Origin of the sequence: Cohnella lupini, assembly GCF_003386205.1 — a bacterium.
GTDB classification, from domain to species: Bacteria; Bacillota; Bacilli; order Paenibacillales; family Paenibacillaceae; genus Cohnella; species Cohnella lupini.
Map to the genome: position 1 here is coordinate 284420 of NZ_QRDY01000001.1, position 18457 is coordinate 302876.

The following is an 18457-nucleotide window of genomic DNA, read 5'->3' on the forward strand; positions in this document are numbered from 1 at the left end:
AACGACAGATCGGGGGAAGTTTCCCTTTGAATATTTCATCTCTAAAAGAATCCAATCCTTCCTCAATGGCGGAACGTTACAGGATAGGACAATCAGAAGTAGTCGAATTGTTCGGGAGACATCCTTCCCGAGAGAACGATTGGCACGAAAGGGCTGCTTGGTTAGACGCATCGGCATCGAGTCGGGCGGATCTCAGACAAGTCGCTAACGTAATAAGGGAGTATCAGTCCCGATTGCCGCATTACGCGGAATCCGCGAATTCGCTGAGCAAGCTAGAGCAATCGAATTGTCTCGTCGTCGTCGGAGGCCAGCAAGCGGGTTTGTTCGGCGGCGCGATGCTCATTTTCTACAAGGCGTTATCGGTCATTCAGGCCGCGAAGGATGCGGAGAAACGGCTTGGAAGGCCGGTTGTTCCGATTTTCTGGATTGCGGGAGAAGACCATGATTTCGACGAAGCGAACCACGTGAATATCCAATCCGCGGAGGGCGGAATCAGACGGGTACGGATCGAGCGTCCGGAAGGACCGCGCCTTGCGGTCAGCAGAACACCTATTAAGGCTGAACAGTGGGAATCCGCCTTGCAGGAGTTGGCCTCGCAATTGCCGGATACCGAGTACAAACCGGAACTTCTTCGGCGGCTGCAAAGCCATGTCGAAGATTCGCCGACGTTAAGTCTTTCCTTCGCCCGTTTGATCGCGGATATGTTCGGGCGCCAAGGACTACTGTTGCTCGATGCCGACGATCCGAAGCTACGTGCGCTCGAAGGACCGATGTTCCGTGAGCTGATCGTCAGAAACAACGATCTGGAGGCCGCGCTGAAAGTCGGGGAAAGCCGTGTCTTGAGCAAAGGCTTCGAGTTGCAAGCGGAAACCACTCCGGGTAGCGCGAATTTATTTTTGCATCACGAGCAGGGCAGGCTGCTGCTTCATAAGGAAAGGGACGTGTTCGCCGATCGGAAAGGGAACGTTGCCTTTACTTCCGAACAAATGTTAGAACTAACGGCCAACTCTCCCGACCGCTTAAGCACAAACGCTCTTACGCGGCCGCTTATGCAGGATTACGTACTGCCTGTGCTTGCAGCGGTTCTGGGACCTTCCGAACTGGCGTATTGGGGAATTCTGGCCCCGGCGTTCGCGGAGTTCGGTTTATCCGTACCATTATTGATTTCTCGCCAATCGTTTACTTTCTTGGAGCCCAATATTACCAAGCTATTGGCCAAATACTCCTTGACGGTCGAGCAAGCCATTTCGGACTGGGGAAAGAAGAAGGCGGAATGGCTCAGCGATCAGGACGAATGGAATTTGGAAGAGGAATTCCGGCAGGCTAGGAAAAGCTTCATCGATATCTACGAGCCCATAAGGAATACGGTAGCATCGCTTCAACCCGGGCTTGCCAAGCTGGCTGAAACCAATCGCGACAAGATACTGGAACAAATGGCTTATTTGGAGTCTCGTTCCTTGGATGCGATAGCCAAGCAGCACGAAGCCTCGTTGCGTCAATGGGACAGAATCAATCAATCCCTCACGCCGCTCGACAAACCGCAGGAGCGAGTATACGGGGCCGTGCATTTCTGGAATCGTTACGGCTGGGAATGGCTGTCGCGTTGGACCGACGTGCCCTACGAGCGCAATGGAGGGCATCGGTTAGTGGAAGGTTTGACGGGATCCGGAAGCTAAGCGGATAGATACAGTAGAATCGAATATGGAGGAATTATTCTTATGAAAACAGCTTTGACGAGCATCGTGCGCGACCCCTCATTGGCATCCGAAGGCAAGCTTAAGATCGACTGGGTGCAAGCCCACATGCCCGTTCTAAACCAAATTCGCAAAGAATTCGAGAGAGATCAGCCTTTCAAAGGACTCCGCGTCGCGATTTCATTGCACTTGGAAGCCAAGACCGCTTACCTGGCGAAAGTCGTGCAAGCTGGAGGAGCGGAAGTCGTTATTACGGGAAGCAATCCGCTGTCCACCCAAGACGACGTATGCGCCGCGCTCGTTGAGGACGGAATCGCGGTTTACGCGAAGTACAATCCCGATCCGCAAGAGTATAAAGACCTCATGGTCAAAACATTGGAAACGAAGCCAGACCTTATCATCGATGACGGAGGAGACCTCGTATCGATTCTTCATTCCGAGCGTCAAGATTTGTTAACTCAAGTTCGCGGCGGAGCGGAAGAGACGACGACCGGAATTCTGCGATTGAAAGCGATGGAGAAGGACGGATCTCTTAAATTCCCTATGGTTGCCGTAAACGATGCCTATTGCAAATACTTATTCGATAACCGTTACGGTACGGGTCAATCCGTCTGGGACGGCATTAACAGGACGACGAACCTGGTGGTTGCCGGAAAAACGGTCGTCGTTAACGGCTACGGCTGGTGCGGCAAAGGAGTGGCGATGCGCGCGAAGGGTCTTGGAGCTAACGTAGTCGTGACCGAAGTAGACGCCATCCGCGCCGTCGAAGCGTACATGGACGGCTTCACGGTGCTGTCGATGGAAGAGGCGGCTAAGGTAGGGGAGTTCTTCGTCACGGTTACGGGCAACAAAGACGTTATTCGCGGAGAGCATATCGCGAACATGAAAGATGGCGCCATTCTCTCGAACGCCGGCCATTTCGATATCGAAGTGAATTTGGTCGAGCTTGCGGCATTGTCGGTATCCAAGCGCATCGTACGACGGAATATCGAAGAGTACGTGCTGAAGGACGGACGCAAGATCTACGTGCTTGCCGAAGGCAGATTGGTCAACCTTGCCGCGGGCGACGGACATCCCGCGGAGATCATGGATATGACTTTCGCTCTGCAGGCGATCGCGTTGCGTCACGTGAACGAGAATTACGAGAGCATCGGCAGCAAGGTCGTCAATGTGCCTTACGAGTTGGATGAGCTCGTAGCCCGCACGAAGCTAGAGTCGCTTGGCATTAAGATCGATACGTTGTCCGACGAGCAAAAGGCTTATTTGGATAGCTGGGCTTCCCACTAATCGGGAATAATTCCGAATAGATTTGTTCATAGAACCGCTTATACCTTCGATTAATTCGCGGGAATAAGCGGTTTTTCTTTTTTCTATAACAGGAAACATTTTCCTATCCATCGGCGTCTATGATTCTAGAATCCAAAAAAGGGGAGATCTGGATGAAAGGGAAGGGCAAACGTCTTTCTAAAGGCTTGGCACTGCTAATGGCAATCGTTTTGCTGCTGTCGGGAATAACGGCTTGCTCAAGCAGCAACGATGACGGCGACACGAGCGCTGCGGCGAAACAAATGGCGGCGGTACCGGCTGAGGGAGGGGCAATGATGGACCAAAATGCCTTATCCGTCACGAGCGAAGACTTAAGTTATTCCGAAGCCGCTTCGGAAGCGGAGGCTCCTCAAGCCTCGTCCGGGACAACGGATTCTTCTTCCGCCTTTGGCGGAGGAATCGGCCCGATCGCGGACGCGAATGCAGGATTCGACCGCAAGGTCATCTATCGGGCCAACCTTGTCATGAAGGTGGAGGAATTCAAGTCGGCCGAGGCGGAGCTGCTCGACCTTATCCATCTCGGAGGGGCATACGTCCTTCAGTTCTCGGATAGCCGGAACACAGACGAGATCGGCGCCTCCTACGTCATTAAGGTTCCATCGGAAGGATTCTCTCCTTTCCTGGAAAAGTTGCAGAAAATAGAGAACTTGAAGTTCGAGCGGGAAGTCGCGGGAGACGACGTTACGGAGGAGTTCGTCGATCTGGATGCCAGGCTCAAAGCGAGGCAGGTAGTCGAGACCCGCTTGCTCGCCTTCATGGACAAAGCCACGAAGAGCGATGATCTCGTAAGGTTCTCCAACGAGCTTGCGAGGGTTCAGGAGGAGATCGAACAGATTAAGGGGAGAATCCGCTATCTAGATCAGAACGTTGCCTTCTCCACGATTAATCTTCGCCTTTACCAAGGAACCGGGATCGTGGAGGTTCTCAAAGAAGAGAAGAAGGAGAGCTTCGGAGACCGCATTTCCGACGCCCTTACGGGCAGCGCGAAAGCGCTCAGGCAATTCGGAGAGGGATTGCTGGTGGCTATCGCCGCCGTGCTGCCGGTGTTGATCGTCGTTGTCGTAATCGGCGTGCCGATATACTACGTCGTCAATAAGCGAAGGATCTCCCGAAGGAACGCATCCGAGGAATTGAGAAAAGCATGGAACAAGCCGAACGATCCGACATCCGCCCCTGTTACCAAGGCTGACGACATGGAAATCGAGTTGCTCCAACCGGAGTCCCAGTCGGAGCCGAACGGGCCGAATGGGCAAGATCCTAAAGACGGGGGTCGTTAATCCCGTAAAATATATTTATTAAAATCCTGCTCATATAGCAGGATTTTTATTTTATGCCGCGAATAATCATCATAAGTGGTTCAGAGTGGTGAAAAGTGGTGGAAGATGGGGGAGGTGTGGAGAGCTAATGTTTTTGGGCGAATTTCAGCACAGCATCGATGATAAGGGACGTATTATCATCCCTGCGAAATTTCGCGAAGCTCTCGGCACGGACTTCATCGTCACCCGCGGACTGGACAGCTGTTTGTTCGTCTATCCCCGCGAAGAATGGGCCCATCTAGAACAGAAGATCAAAAGCCTGCCATCCATGGCGGCGAACGCCAGGGCATTCTCCCGGCTGTTGTTCTCCGGCGCATCCGAATGCGAGTGGGATAAACAGGGAAGGGTAAACGTACCGAATCATTTGCGCGATTACGCCAAGCTGGACAAGGAGTGCACCGTTATCGGCGTGTCCAGCAGAGTAGAAATTTGGGACAAGGCGACATGGGAAGAATATTCCCGTCAGTCCGCGGACTCCTTCAATGAAATCGCCGAGAAGCTGGTCGATTTCGATTTTAACTTCTAAGTCGCTTACAACATGCACAAACCTACATAAAAAAGAAAGACGGACCCATATCCGGGTACCGGGAGGCAACGAATATGTTTCACCACGTTACCGTTTTGAAAGAAGAATCCGTAAAAGGCCTGAACATTCGTCCGGACGGTATATACGTCGATTGTACGCTTGGCGGCGCAGGGCATAGCGAGCTAATCGCATCGCAGCTCGGACCGCAGGGGCGTTTGATCGCGCTGGATCAAGACGAAACCGCCCTTGCCAACGCGAGGGAGCGTTTAGCCGGATACGGTGATATCGTGACGTTGGTGAAAAGCAACTTCCGGTACCTGAAGATGGCTCTCCGCCAAGCGGGCGTCCCGGAAAAGGACGGCGTTCCGCAAGTAGACGGCATTCTATACGACCTTGGCGTGTCCAGCCCGCAGCTAGACGAAGCGGATCGCGGATTCAGCTACAACCTCGATGCCGACTTGGATATGAGGATGGACCGCGAACAATCGTTGACCGCGAGAGAAATCGTTAACGAATGGGACGAGCGGGAAATTTCCAATATTCTTAGGGACTATGGCGAAGAGAAATTCGCCCGCAAGATCGCGGCGAATATCGTTAAAGCCAGGGAAAAAGCGCCGATCGAGACGACGGTGGAGCTAGCCGAACTCGTCAAGGTTTCCATTCCCGCCGCAACGCGCCGCACTGGACCGCATCCGGCGAAACGTTCCTTCCAGGCGCTTCGAATTGCCGTTAACGACGAGTTGGGGGCATTCCAGGAGGCTTTGGAGCAGTCCATCGACTGCTTAGCTCCGGAAGGAAGAATAGCAGTCATAACGTTCCATTCCCTGGAGGACCGCATATGCAAATTGGCGTTCGCCAAGGAAGTCGCAAGCTGCACCTGTCCGACCGATTTCCCTATTTGCGTCTGCGGTGGCGGCGAGGGCCGCTTGAAGCTTACGCCGCGCAAACCGATTTTACCTTCGGAAGAAGAACTCGAGGCCAATCCTCGCGCCCGATCTTCCAAGCTACGAATTGCAGAGAAGCTCGGATAACCGAGCCTTTTATAGATATAACTGAGAGGGGCACAAGAATTACATGGCATACTACGGCAACTTGGCGCTTCGTCCGGAGCGCGTGCAGGAAGAGACGGTTCAGCCGAAACGTACGCAACCGAATCCGACGGGCAAAACCAAAGTCAACCGTCGCCGTTCGATTTCGATCGGAGAGAAGCTGCTCTATTTATTTACGGTAGGCGTAGTCGTATTCGTCGCGGGATTCATTATTTTCCGTTATGCGCAAATCTATCAAATCAACGGACAAATCCAAGCGAAGAATAAAACCTACGAGCAAGCGACCGAGGAAACGAAGGAACTTAAACATGCTATAGAGAGCCTGAGCGATCCTCAAAGAATCAAGGAAAAAGCGATAGAGAACGGGCTGGTTCCGACAACGTCCACCGACAAAATCATCGTTAATTCTAATTCTTCAAAATTCGATCGGAATGCCGTTGCGATAAAGCAGCCTTAAGCATGATCGGGAAAAGAAGAGGGCTACGCTATGACGAAAAGAATCAAATTGCGTTCGATATTGATGGGAGGGATCATTACCCTCCTTTTTCTTGGTTTAATCTTCCGGTTATATTGGGTGCAGGTGCATAAAGGAGAAATGTATTTCCAGCATGCGATGGACTTGTGGAATACGAGCGAAACGATCCGCCAGGAGCGGGGACAGTTTCTGGATCGCGACGGCAAAGTATTGGCCGCGGATACCGTCGCCTATACGATCGCCGTAAATCCCAAGCGCATTGCCGAGCTTGAAGCCAAGAATCCTGGCTGGAAGCTGACGGACAGAATCGTGTCCAAGCTTCACATCGTGCTCGGAACATCGGAAAGCGATCTCCGCAAAATCATTACCGCGAAGAAGGAAAACGGAGATTACCTGGATCAACGCGAGGTTCGGCCGGACGGATGGAAGGTCGACAAAGAGATTAAGGATAGGCTGTCCGCATTTCGCGAGGAGCTTAGGAAGATCATCGATGCCGACAATGTCGGCCTTACGTTCATGGAAGACCAGAAACGGTATTACCCATACGGATCGCTCGCCTCGCATATTCTAGGTTACGAGGATAAACAGGGCAAGGCGATCAACGGATTGGAAAAGAAGCTTAACGAAGAGTTGAGCGGAACGGAAGGTTACCTTAAATACCAGAAGGATGGTTCGCGGACGCAGCTTCCGAACGGAGAAGTGGACTATAAGAAACCGGTCGACGGCAAGAGCGTAACTCTGACCATCGATCGGGACATTCAGTTCTACGTCGAAGAGGCGCTAAAAACGGCTTACGACCAGTATCATCCGATCAGCATTACGGCGATCGCCGCCGACCCTGATACGATGGAAATTCTCGGCATGGCGAGCATGCCGGATTATAATCCGAACTCGTATTGGGATTACGCGAGTAATCAAGCTGCTTTCAAGGATAACGCGATACAATCGTTATACGAGCCAGGCTCGACTTTTAAGATCGTAACGCTGGCGGCGGCCGTCCAAGAGGGCATATTCGATCCCAACGACACGTACAAATCCGGTGCAATCAGCTACCCGAACGTAAGCGCGATTCACGATCATAACTGGTCGGGCTGGGGAGAAATCACTTACCTTGACGGATTAAAGCATTCTAGCAACGTCGCTTTCGTTAAGCTGGGCTACGAGATGTTAGGCAAAGAGAAGCTGGTCAAGTATATAGACGATTTCGGCTTTGGACAGAAGACGGGCATCGAGCTCCCGAACGAAGTGTCGCTTCCGTACAGCTTGGATTACCCGAGCGAAGTGGCAAGGGCAACTTTCGGACAAGGGAAGGTTCTGGTAACGCCGATCCAGCAAGTCGCGGCGGTAGCCGCAGTGGCTAACGGCGGCAAGCTCATGGAGCCGCATGTCGTGAAGTCGATCAGCGATCCCGCTACGGGCGAGAAAAAGGTGACGGAGCCTAAGGTCATTCGTCAGGTTATATCCCAGGAATCCTCTCGCAAGGTCGGCGAATATCTGGAAACCGTAGTGAGCGATCAGGATATCGGTACGGGGAAGAGCGCTTATATTCCAGGTTATAGAATTGCAGGGAAAACCGGCACCGCGCAGAAGGTCGTCCGTAACGAAGAAACGGGGATCATGGAGTATTCGAAGGATAGATTCGTAGTCTCCTTCATCGGGTATGCGCCTGTAGAAAATCCTAAAGTCGTGCTCTACGTCGTTGCCGACGAGCCGCAAGTCGACAATGCCGGAGGGGGATCCGTAGCCGGACCCGTGTTCAAGGATATTATGGGCAAATCCCTAAAGCACTTGGGCATTGAGCCTAATTTGCCTAAGACTCCGAAGGATGATGCCGACTCGACCGAATCGGAAGGCAAGGACTCCGAAGTAACGGCTACCCTCCCGGACGTATCGGGAATGACCGTCGCTCAAGCGCGCCAACGATTGAAGCAGGGATCGTTCAAAATCGGCGTGCTTGGCAAAGGCAGCAAGGTGCTGCAGCAGCTGCCGAAGGGCGGTAGCGTGTTGCCGGCTTCGCAGCAAATCTACTTGCTTACGGATACGAAGCCGGGCAACGTGCCGAGCTTGAAAGGGATGTCCCTTAGGGACGCGATAGAGATGTGCTCGCTGCTGAAGGTGACTTGCACGGTAGAAGGCCAAGGCTACGTCACGGAACAGAAATCCGTGAAGGTCGAAGGAAAATGGATCGTTCAGCTCAAGCTCGCCCCGCCAGGATCCGCCGATAATAACGGCTCGGAGTCTCCGGATGCATCGCCTGACGTAATGGTCAACGAATGATGGCTTGTTCTAACCCACTTGTCCCGGGAATAGTCTGAAACTAAGCGAAAGCACGTTCAGACGTTCCCGGTAAAGGGGGTTTTTCATTTTGAAAATATCGCAGGTTACGGTTCGCAAGAGGCTTTATTTCGCATTGGTATTTCTGGTGATTGCCTTCGCGGCTCTGATTATCAGGCTCAGCTACGTTCAGTTGGTGGCAGGGGCGGAAATCACGAAGAAAGCCGAGGATTCTTGGAGGCGCGATATTCCGTTCCAAGCGAAGCGGGGAGAGATCCTTGATCGCAACGGGATACGACTGGCTTACAATATCAGCTCTCCGACGATTATGGCAATTCCGATTCAAGTGAAGGACAAGCGCGAGACGGCCCGTCAGCTATCAGGACCGCTGGGCATGTCGGAGGATCTGCTGTTCAAGATGCTGTCCAAACGCGAGTCCAGCGTCGAACTGAAGCCGGGAGGACGCAAGCTGACTGCGGAGAAAGCCCAGGAGATTCTTGCTCTTAAGCTCCCCGGCATCGTCGTTTCGGAAGACAATAAACGATTCTATCCCTATCGCAATTTGGCGGCTCACGTGCTCGGGTTCACGGGCAGCTACAACCAAGGCTTGACGGGATTGGAGCTTCAATACGACGAGCGTCTGACGGGCTTTAAGGGGAGCGTCTCTTATTTGGCGGATGCCGCAGGTCGCAAAATGCCGCAATCCTCGGATCAATTCATGCCTCCGCTGGACGGGTTGTCGCTTCAATTGACGATCGATCAGACGATCCAATCCATCGTGGAACGCGAGTTGGATCAGGCGATGCTGCAATATCAGGCGAACAGCGTCATCGCGATCGCGATGAATCCGAATACGGGCGAGATTTACGCGATGGGCAGCCGCCCCACGTTCCAGCCGGACAAGTATCAGGAAGTGCCCGTAGAGGTGTACAATCGAAACCTTCCGATCTGGATGACCTATGAGCCCGGATCGACTTTCAAGATCATAACGCTTGCCGCGGCATTGGAAGAAGGTAAAGTGGACTTGGAGCATGAACGCTTCTATGATCCCGGTTACATCGAGGTGGGGGGAGCCAAGCTTCGGTGCTGGAAGAAAGGCGGGCACGGCAGCCAGACCTTCTTGGAAGTCGTGGAGAACTCCTGCAACCCTGGATTCGTTACTCTCGGTCAAAGACTGGGCAAGGAGAAGCTCTTCTCTTATATTTACGATTTCGGATTCGGCAAGAAAACGGGGATCGATCTCAAAGGCGAAGAAAACGGGATCATGTTCAAGCCTAAGCAAGTCGGACCGGTGGAGCTCGCGACCACCGCTTTCGGCCAAGGGGTTTCGGTGACGCCGATTCAGCAAATCACCGCGGTCTCGGCCGCCATTAACGGCGGCAAGCTGTTTAAACCCTTCGTGTCCAAGTCGTGGATCCAACCGAAGACGGGCATGGTGCTCGAGGAAACGAAGCCGGAGCTGGTTAGGCAAGTCGTTTCTCCGGAAACTTCCAAGAAGGTGAGAGAAGCGCTTGAGAAGGTAGTCGCGCAAGGGACGGGGGCGAAGGCCTTCCTGGATGGTTACCGGGTTGGCGGCAAGACGGGGACCGCGCAGAAGGTCGTGAACGGGCGTTACTCTCCGAACGAGCATATCGTATCGTTCATCGGCTTCGCTCCGGCGGACAATCCGCAATTGGTCGTTTACGTGGCGGTCGACAATCCGCAAGGGATTCAGTTCGGCGGAGTCGTCGCCGCGCCGATCGTGCGCAATATTATGGCGGATGCTTTGCCGCACTTGGGCGTCAAGCCGAGAACCGAACAAGTAGAGAAGGAGTTCAAATTCGGAGAACCGCGCATCGTAACCGTTCCGAATCTGGTAGGCAAGACGGTATCGGACTTGTACGAGGATATGAACTCGAACTTTCAGTTGGCAACTTCTGGAACGGGGAATACGGTCATTCGTCAAGCGCCGTCAGCCGGGGCGCGGGTCGACCAAGGTTCGGTGATCCGGATTTACTTGGGGGCTTCGGATTAAAGTTTACTTTTTCTCTTGAATGAATGGGAGTCATTGGACCATAATGAGTGTACATTGTACATAAGGTCGATAGGAGGCCGATTTCATATGAAATTAATCGAATTATCTCAACAGCTGCTGCTATCCCGAATAATCGGCGATTCTACCATTTCCGTTCAAGGTCTGGAGATCGATTCCCGCCAGGTCAAGACAGGGGATTTGTTCTTCTGCTTGCCCGGTCACACGGTGGATGGTCACGATTACGCTCCCCAAGCGGTAGCGATGGGAGCGGCGGCGCTCGTGACGACTCGAGAGCTACCGATCGACGTTACGCAGATTATCGTCCCGGATACTCGTCAGGCGTTAGCCATGATCGCCGATTTCTTCTACGGACGGCCATCTCATAAACTGCGTCCGATCGGGATTACGGGAACGAACGGGAAAACGACGACGACTTATTTGATCGAGCAGATCTGGTCGGACGTCGGCGTGTCGGCCGGAGTCATCGGCACGATCGAAACCCGTTACGGGGGCAGAAGCTTCCCGATGTCCGGAACGACGCCGGACGTACTTGAGCTGCAACGGATATTCCGTTCCATGGTCGAGGCGGGAACGGAACGCTGCGTCATGGAGGTATCATCCCACGCTTTAGAGCAAGGACGCGTCAAGGGCTGCAGCTTCCGTACCGCGGTATTCACGAATCTCACTCAGGACCATCTGGACTACCATGGCACGATGGAAGCTTATGAAGCCGCCAAAGGACTTTTCTTCTCGCGGCTAGGCAATACTTATTCCGATAATCCGACCGATCATACATACGCGGTGCTTAACGGCGACGACGAGGCGTCGGCGCGGTTCTCCAAGCTGACATCCTCGGAAGTGCTTACCTACGGAATCGATAACGCCGCCCATCTGAAAGCGTCCGATGTAATCATTACGGCGAACGGAACCTCGTTCGCATTGGAATCTTTCCGCGGCAATCGTCAAGTGAACTTGCGGCTCGTCGGTAAGTTTAACGTATACAATGCGCTTGCCGCGCTCGGAGCGGCTCTTTGCGAAGGCATTGAGTTAGACGACGCTATCAGGAGCTTGGAGAGAATCGAAGGCGTTCCCGGACGCGTAGAGCCGGTGAACGAGGGGCAGCCCTATTCCGTTATAGTAGATTACGCCCATACGCCCGACAGCTTAGAGAACGTCTTGAAAACGGTCAAGGAGTTAACGACGGGGAAAGTGATCTGCGTTTTTGGGTGCGGCGGAGATCGCGACAAGACTAAACGTCCGATTATGGGACGCATCGCGTCGGAGATCGCGGACCGACTTATCGTGACAAGCGATAACCCCAGAACCGAAGATCCGCTCGCGATCCTGAAGGATATCGAAGCGGGATTGAAGGAGGCGGGCGTATCACCGGATAGGTACGCTCTTGAGCCCAATAGGCGCATCGCGATCGAAAAAGCGGTTGAAATGGCAAGCCCCGGCGATGTAGTATTGATTGCGGGGAAAGGGCATGAAACCTATCAGATCATCGGCGCGGTTACCCATGATTTCGATGATCGCCTCGTGGCGAAAGAAGCGATAAGGAGTCGAATCCAGTGATGCAGGCAACGGTTCAAGCGGTAGCCGAATGGAGCGGAGCCGAAGGATTAAGCGGTCGATCCGCGTCGGAAGGGCTGCTATTAACGGGCGTTTCGACGGATACGCGCACGATAAAGCCGGGTCAATTGTTCGTCCCTCTAAGGGGAGAGCGTTACGACGGGCATGATTATATCCGCACGGCGGCGGAAGCCGGAGCCGCGGCTTCCTTATGGGACAGCGGACTGCCGGTTCCGGATATTGATATTCCGTTGATTCTGGTAGCGGACACTCTGCTCGCCTTACAGGCTCTTGCCGTCGGATATGCGGGCAGCTTGAGCGCGAAAGTGGTCGCGGTAACCGGAAGCAACGGCAAGACGACGACGAAGGACTTCGTATCCGCCGTTCTCTCGACCAAATACCTCGTACATAAAACCGACGGGAATTTCAATAATCATATCGGTTTACCGTTAACGATACTTCGCGCTCCTTCGAATACGGAGATCCTCGTGTTGGAGATGGGAATGAGCGCTAAAGGCGAGATTTCCTTATTGTCCAAGATGAGTCGTCCGGATCTGGCGATCATCACGAATATCGGAGAGTCGCACCTCCTGCATCTCGGATCGAGAAGAAATATCGCCAAGGCCAAACTGGAAATCGCGGATGGCTTGAAGCCGGGAGGAACGCTTTTCTACTATGGCGACGAGCCGTTGTTGTCCGAGGAAATCGCGGCTAACGGTGAACTGAACAAACTAAAGACCGTCACTTTCGGCGAAAATCCGGGTAACGATTGGAACGCGAGATACATTAGGGTAACGGCGGAAGAAACCCATTTCTCGATAGCCGGCGAAGGGGACGTGAGCTTTGCCTTGCCGGTGGCGGGAAGACATAACGCCATTAATGCCCTGGCCGCGATCGCCGTCGGCAGGCATATGGGCTTAACGTTCGACGAGATACGCGAAGGACTGGCTTCCGCGAAGCTGACGGGCATGAGAATCGAACGCAGCGCCGCGAAGAACGGAGCCCTTATTCTCAACGACGCGTACAATGCGAGCCCGACGTCCGTTAAGGCCGCCATTCATCTCGTGGCCGAACTGACCGGCTATAGGCGGAAATGGATCGTGCTAGGCGATATGCTTGATCTTGGGCCGGAGGAAGAGGCCATGCACGGAGGTATCGGACGCGGCTTGAACGATGCCAAGGCGGATGCGGTGCTTCTCTACGGACCGCTTTCGAAGAATACGTACTCGGAAGCGAAATCGAATTTTCCCGAAGGAAACGTATTGCATTTCGGAGAGAAGGAAGCTTTGGCCGATTATTTGCTTGAACGACTCGAGAAGGACGATTTGGTACTCGTTAAAGCTTCCAGAGGCATGAGGATGGAAGAAATCGTATCGATATTGCAGAAAGGAGCCAGGGGGTGAAGGAATGGATTATACATCGATTTTTTGGACATTAGGCGTTTCATTCGTACTATCGGTTTTATTCGGCCCCCTCTTCATTCCATTGCTTCGAAGGCTTAAGTTCGGACAGCAAGTACGGGTCGACGGCCCTGAATCCCATTTGAAGAAGACGGGAACCCCGACGATGGGCGGCATTATTATTTTGGCCGCGCTGACGTTGGCATACTTGAAATTCGCCGATCAAGGACTGGAATATTGGGCTTTGCTAACCGCGTGTTTGGGGTTCGGAATGGTTGGATTCCTCGACGATTATATTAAGATCGTATTCAAACGCTCGCTAGGATTGACGGCCAAGCAGAAGCTTTTCGGTCAATTGCTGTTTTCCGCTATTTTCTGTTATATCTTATACAAGATGGACCACAGTACGGTATTAGGCGTTCCGGGGACCGATTGGTCGATCGATCTGGGCTGGTCTTATTACTTGCTGGTCGTCGTCATGTTTCTGGGCTCCACGAACGCGGTAAATTTTACGGACGGACTGGACGGGTTGTTGTCCGGGACAAGCGCCTTGGCTTTCGGAGCCTTCACGATCATCGCGCTCGAGGCGACGCAGCCGCAATCCGCCGTATTCAGCGCGGCGGTAGTAGGCGCTGTATTAGGTTTCCTGGTCTACAACGCGCATCCAGCAAAAATTTTCATGGGCGATACGGGGTCGCTTGGACTCGGAGGCGGAATCGCGGCCGTCGCGATCCTAACGAAGACGGAGCTGCTGCTCATTATCATCGGCGGAGTGTTCGTCATCGAAATGCTTTCCGTGATCATTCAGGTCGCATCGTTCAAGACGCGAGGCAAGAGGGTTTTCAAGATGAGTCCGATCCACCATCACTTCGAATTGTCGGGCTGGTCGGAATGGCGAGTCGTCACTACTTTCTGGTTTGCCGGTTTAGTGCTTGCCGGGGCGGGACTATTATTGTTCAAAGTAAGTTAAGCGCGGCTAACGCGCAACGATATCGTTGCGCGATGCCGTTTCGAAAAAGGGGCTATACGAGATGATGCAACTGGAATCCTATCGGGGACGGCATGTTGTCGTACTCGGCTTGGCGAGGAGCGGCGTAGCCGCAGCCAAGTTGTTTCACGGCGTCGGAGCGGACGTGGTCGTCAATGACAAAAAAGAGCGCGAACAGTGCCCTGAAGCCGATGAACTGACGGCTTTGGGCATTTCTGTTGTGTGCGGACATCATCCTGACGGGCTAGTCACGGGCGAAACCGCATTGCTGGTCAAAAATCCGGGAATCCCGTATTCGGCGCCTCCGATCGTCGCCGCCCAGAAGCTTGGCGTTGAAGTGGTAAGCGAGGTGGAGGTCGCGGGGCAACTTTCCCCGGCGCCGATCATCGGCATAACGGGATCCAACGGCAAGACGACCACGACGACGTTGACGGGAGCGCTGTTGGAAGCTGCAGGGCTTAAGCCGCTAGTAGCGGGCAATATCGGGCGTCCGTTAAGCGAAGCGGCTGCGGAGATTTCCGCCGACGGTTGGCTGGTTGCCGAGCTGAGCAGCTTCCAGTTGAAAGGGACGTCCGAATTTCGTCCGCGCATAGCGTGTTTGCTTAACTTGGCCGAGACCCATCTGGATTACCATGGAACGATGGAGGATTATGTCGGCTCCAAGGTGAAATTGTTCGACAATCAGACTTCAGAAGACGTAGCGATCTATAACGAGGATGACGAAACTTGCCGCAGGTTGGCGGAGAGCTTCAAGGGAATGAAAATGCCCTTCTCCGTTACCCGGCAATTGGCGCAAGGCGTGTTCGTGGATCCTCCGTATCCGGATATCAAGCCCGCCGAGGGCGAACCTGTTCTGGAGCGATGGATTATTCATCGCGTCGAGGGGAAGCCGGATCAACGGATTATTCGAGCCGATGAGATAGGCATTCCAGGTCGCCACAATGTCGCGAACGCATTGGCCGCGATCGCGATCGCTCTCGCCGCAGGCGCGCGCCCGGATAGTCTAATCGAGCCGTTGCGGGATTTCCGCGGAGTGGAGCACCGTTTGGAATTCGTCGGAACGTTCGGAGGCGTTAAATTCTACAACGACTCCAAAGCGACGAATCCGATGGCGACGACGATGTCGATTCTCTCCTTGCCGGCGCCATTGATACTTATCGCGGGCGGATTGGACCGCGGGTCTGATTACATGGAGCTATTGCCTGTTTTTCGAGATAGGCTTAAAGGTTTGGCCGCAATCGGGGAAACGCGGGAGAAGTTCGGCCGCGTCGCCGCGCTTTCCGGTTTAGCAAGCGTGAAAATCGTCGAACCTGTAGAGGACGCCGAGCAAACGCTTCGCCGAGCCGTAGAGGAAGCCGCCGCCATGGCTGCGCCGGGAGATATCGTGCTTTTGTCTCCCGCATGCGCCAGTTGGGACATGTTCGCTTCTTATGAGGTAAGGGGTCGCATTTTTAAGCAATCGGCGCATACGTTGTAGAAGGGGGCTCGTCCCCACTTTTACAAACCGCGAGGTGTCCGGTTCATGGCCAAATCCCGTTCCGTTCCCGATGCATGGATGATCGCCGCTACGCTTGGCATATTGGCCATTGGTATAGTGATGGTGTATAGCGCTAGTGCCGTTGCGGCTTTCCATGATTACGGGGATTCCTATTACTATGTGAAGCGGCAGCTGATATTCGCCTTGCTAGGCGTAGCCGCTATGTTCGTAACTATGAACGTAGAGTATACGTTCTGGCGCAAATGGGCGGTGCCTGCGTTGCTCGTTTGCTTCGGCATGCTGATAATCGTGCTCGTTCCGGGACTCGGCGTCGTTCGCGGCGGTGCCCGAAGCTGGCTCGGCATCGGCTCCTTCGGCATTCAGCCATCCGAATTTATGAAGCTGGCAATGGTTTTGTTCATAGCCAAGCTGCTTTCGGAGAGACAGAATCAAATCACTCAATTTTCGAAAGGTTTGCTTCCGCCTCTCGGAATTATCGGAGCCGCATTCGCCTTGATTATGCTGCAACCGGATTTAGGGACGGGAACCGTTATGATAGGCGCGTGCTTGCTCGCGATTTACGTAGCCGGAGCCAAACTCGCCCATTTAGGTGGATTGGCGTTGCTAGGCGTGTTAGGATTAGTAGGTCTTATAGCCGCTGCGCCTTATCGCCTACTGAGAATAACGGCTTTTCTCGATCCGTGGCAGGATCCGCTAGGAGCGGGATATCAGTCTATACAATCGCTCTATGCGATCGGACCAGGAGGGCTTGTCGGTCTCGGTCTCGGAATGAGTCGCCAGAAATATAATTATTTGCCGGAACCGCAAACCGATTTCATTTTTTCTATTTTAGCCGAGGAGCTCGGATTTATCGGGGGTTCCCTGCTTATACTCTTATTCTTGCTGCTCATATGGAGAGGCATGAGAACTGCGATTACTCTCACCGATCCGTTCGGCAGCCTGCTTGCCACCGGAATCGTCGGCATCTTCGCCGTACAGGTGCTGATTAATATCGGCGTCGTTATCGGCTTGTTACCTGTTACCGGAGTAACATTGCCGCTCGTGAGCTATGGAGGCTCATCGTTGACCCTATTGCTTACCGCTCTTGGTATTTTACTTAATTTATCCCGTTATTCGAGGTGACGTTCATGCGTGTCGTGTTAACCGGAGGAGGTACGGGGGGGCACATATACCCCGCGCTGGCCATTGGCCGTGAAGTAGCGGAAAAACAGCCCGGATCGGCTTTGCTCTATATCGGAACGACCCGCGGATTGGAGAGCCGAATCGTTCCGGAGCAAGGCATCGCGTTCGAAGACATTACGATCACCGGTTTCCGGCGTTCACTATCCTGGGATAATGTCCGGACCGTAATGCGTTTCGTACAAGGCGTGCGCCGCTCCAAACAATTACTTAGAAAATTCAAGCCGGATATCGTCGTCGGAACGGGGGGATACGTATGCGGACCCGTCGTCTATGCCGCATCCAAGCTCGGCATTCCCACGCTAATACACGAACAGAACGTGATTCCGGGTCTTACCAATAAATTTCTTAGCCGCTATGTGGACGGCGTAGCCGTTAGCTTCGCGGAATCCGCGGCTCTATTCAATAAATGCCCCGACGTTGTGTACGCGGGCAATCCATGCGCGACGAGAGTCCTTCAGGCGAATAGAAGCAAGGGCTTCGAATCGCTGGGGCTGCCGGCGGAAACGCCGTTCGTGCTCACAGTGGGAGGCAGCGGAGGAGCTAAGGCTCTTAACGACGCCATCGAACGGATGGTACCGTTGCTAGGTAAGTTGCCGAACGCTCATTTCGTATTCGTAACCGGCGAGAGATTCTATCAAACTACGGAAGCGGCGATCAAGAAGCTGCTTCCGGAAGGGCGCCACAACGTTCATGTGTATCCTTATCTTCACAACATGCCCGAGGTTCTGGCCGCGACCACGTTATTCATCGGACGGGCGGGAGCTTCGTTCTTGGCGGAGATTACCGCGCTTGGCATTCCTTCTATTCTTATTCCTTCGCCTAACGTGACGAATAACCATCAAGAAGCGAACGCAAGGAGTCTAATGGACGCGGGCGCCGCGAAGATGATCTTGGAGCGCGACTTAACGGGCGAAGTGCTCTTCGGCGCGATCAGCGACATCATGGGCGAAGCCGCGCAGAGAAAGTCCATGGCGCAAGCCTCGCGCGGGTTAGGAATGCCCAACGCGGCAGGTACGATCTATAATCAAATCATCAGAATAATACGAAAAAGATAATTATCTCGTCTTTCGCGAGCGGCTTGCAATTAGGCGTTTGTCACCACCCCCGCCCAGTCGTCATAAGATACAGCGTGATCGTGACTGC

General features: G+C 53.6%; 14 protein-coding genes. All 14 read left to right on the forward strand.

Features of this window, described 5'->3' with window-relative positions; all coding sequences use genetic code 11:
- Window positions 1-26 precede the first annotated feature (26 nt).
- Window positions 27-1676: a bacillithiol biosynthesis cysteine-adding enzyme BshC gene (bshC, locus tag DFP95_RS01270; RefSeq protein ID WP_115990748.1), complete on the forward strand. Its 1650-nt coding sequence runs from the start codon at window positions 27-29 to the stop codon at window positions 1674-1676.
- Window positions 1677-1718: 42 nt separating this feature from the next.
- On the forward strand, window positions 1719-2981 hold the full coding sequence (locus tag DFP95_RS01275; RefSeq protein WP_115990749.1) for an adenosylhomocysteinase: 1263 nt from the start codon (window positions 1719-1721) through the stop codon (window positions 2979-2981).
- A gap of 152 nt (window positions 2982-3133) precedes the next feature.
- Window positions 3134-4297 (forward strand): DUF4349 domain-containing protein, encoded by a 1164-nt coding sequence (locus DFP95_RS01280; protein ID WP_181907206.1) that lies wholly within the window; start codon window positions 3134-3136, stop codon window positions 4295-4297.
- Between the two features lie 127 nt (window positions 4298-4424).
- Window positions 4425-4862 carry a division/cell wall cluster transcriptional repressor MraZ gene (mraZ, locus tag DFP95_RS01285; RefSeq protein ID WP_115990751.1) on the forward strand — a complete coding sequence of 146 codons (438 nt, stop codon included), beginning with the start codon at window positions 4425-4427 and terminating at the stop codon, window positions 4860-4862.
- 74 nt (window positions 4863-4936) lie between these two features.
- Complete coding sequence (gene rsmH / locus DFP95_RS01290) at window positions 4937-5893, forward strand: 16S rRNA (cytosine(1402)-N(4))-methyltransferase RsmH (protein WP_115990752.1); 957 nt, start codon at window positions 4937-4939, stop codon at window positions 5891-5893.
- 43 nt (window positions 5894-5936) lie between these two features.
- Window positions 5937-6368 carry a cell division protein FtsL gene (gene ftsL / locus DFP95_RS01295; protein ID WP_115990753.1) on the forward strand — a complete coding sequence of 144 codons (432 nt, stop codon included), beginning with the start codon at window positions 5937-5939 and terminating at the stop codon, window positions 6366-6368.
- A gap of 30 nt (window positions 6369-6398) precedes the next feature.
- On the forward strand, window positions 6399-8663 hold the full coding sequence (locus DFP95_RS01300; RefSeq protein WP_115990754.1) for a penicillin-binding transpeptidase domain-containing protein: 2265 nt from the start codon (window positions 6399-6401) through the stop codon (window positions 8661-8663).
- Window positions 8664-8751: 88 nt separating this feature from the next.
- Window positions 8752-10674 (forward strand): stage V sporulation protein D, encoded by a 1923-nt coding sequence (locus tag DFP95_RS01305; protein ID WP_115990755.1) that lies wholly within the window; start codon window positions 8752-8754, stop codon window positions 10672-10674.
- An 87-nt stretch (window positions 10675-10761) separates the two neighbouring features.
- Window positions 10762-12249, forward strand: coding sequence for a UDP-N-acetylmuramoyl-L-alanyl-D-glutamate--2,6-diaminopimelate ligase (locus DFP95_RS01310; protein WP_115990756.1), 1488 nt, complete (start codon window positions 10762-10764; stop codon window positions 12247-12249).
- Window positions 12249-13649: a UDP-N-acetylmuramoyl-tripeptide--D-alanyl-D-alanine ligase gene (locus tag DFP95_RS01315; protein ID WP_342768177.1), complete on the forward strand. Its 1401-nt coding sequence runs from the start codon at window positions 12249-12251 to the stop codon at window positions 13647-13649. Before DFP95_RS01310 ends, DFP95_RS01315 begins: the two co-directional genes overlap by 1 nt.
- A 4-nt stretch (window positions 13650-13653) precedes the next feature.
- Window positions 13654-14616: a phospho-N-acetylmuramoyl-pentapeptide-transferase gene (gene mraY, locus DFP95_RS01320; protein WP_115990758.1), complete on the forward strand. Its 963-nt coding sequence runs from the start codon at window positions 13654-13656 to the stop codon at window positions 14614-14616.
- Window positions 14617-14677: 61 nt separating this feature from the next.
- Entirely contained in the window at window positions 14678-16111 is a 1434-nt protein-coding gene (murD, locus tag DFP95_RS01325; protein ID WP_115990759.1) for a UDP-N-acetylmuramoyl-L-alanine--D-glutamate ligase, read from the forward strand.
- A gap of 45 nt (window positions 16112-16156) precedes the next feature.
- A complete protein-coding gene (gene spoVE / locus DFP95_RS01330) occupies window positions 16157-17254 on the forward strand; it encodes a stage V sporulation protein E (RefSeq protein ID WP_115990760.1) in 1098 nt (365 codons plus the stop codon).
- Between the two features lie 5 nt (window positions 17255-17259).
- Window positions 17260-18369, forward strand: a complete 1110-nt coding sequence (gene murG, locus DFP95_RS01335; RefSeq protein ID WP_115990761.1) for an undecaprenyldiphospho-muramoylpentapeptide beta-N-acetylglucosaminyltransferase — start codon at window positions 17260-17262, stop codon at window positions 18367-18369.
- Window positions 18370-18457: the final 88 nt, after the last annotated feature.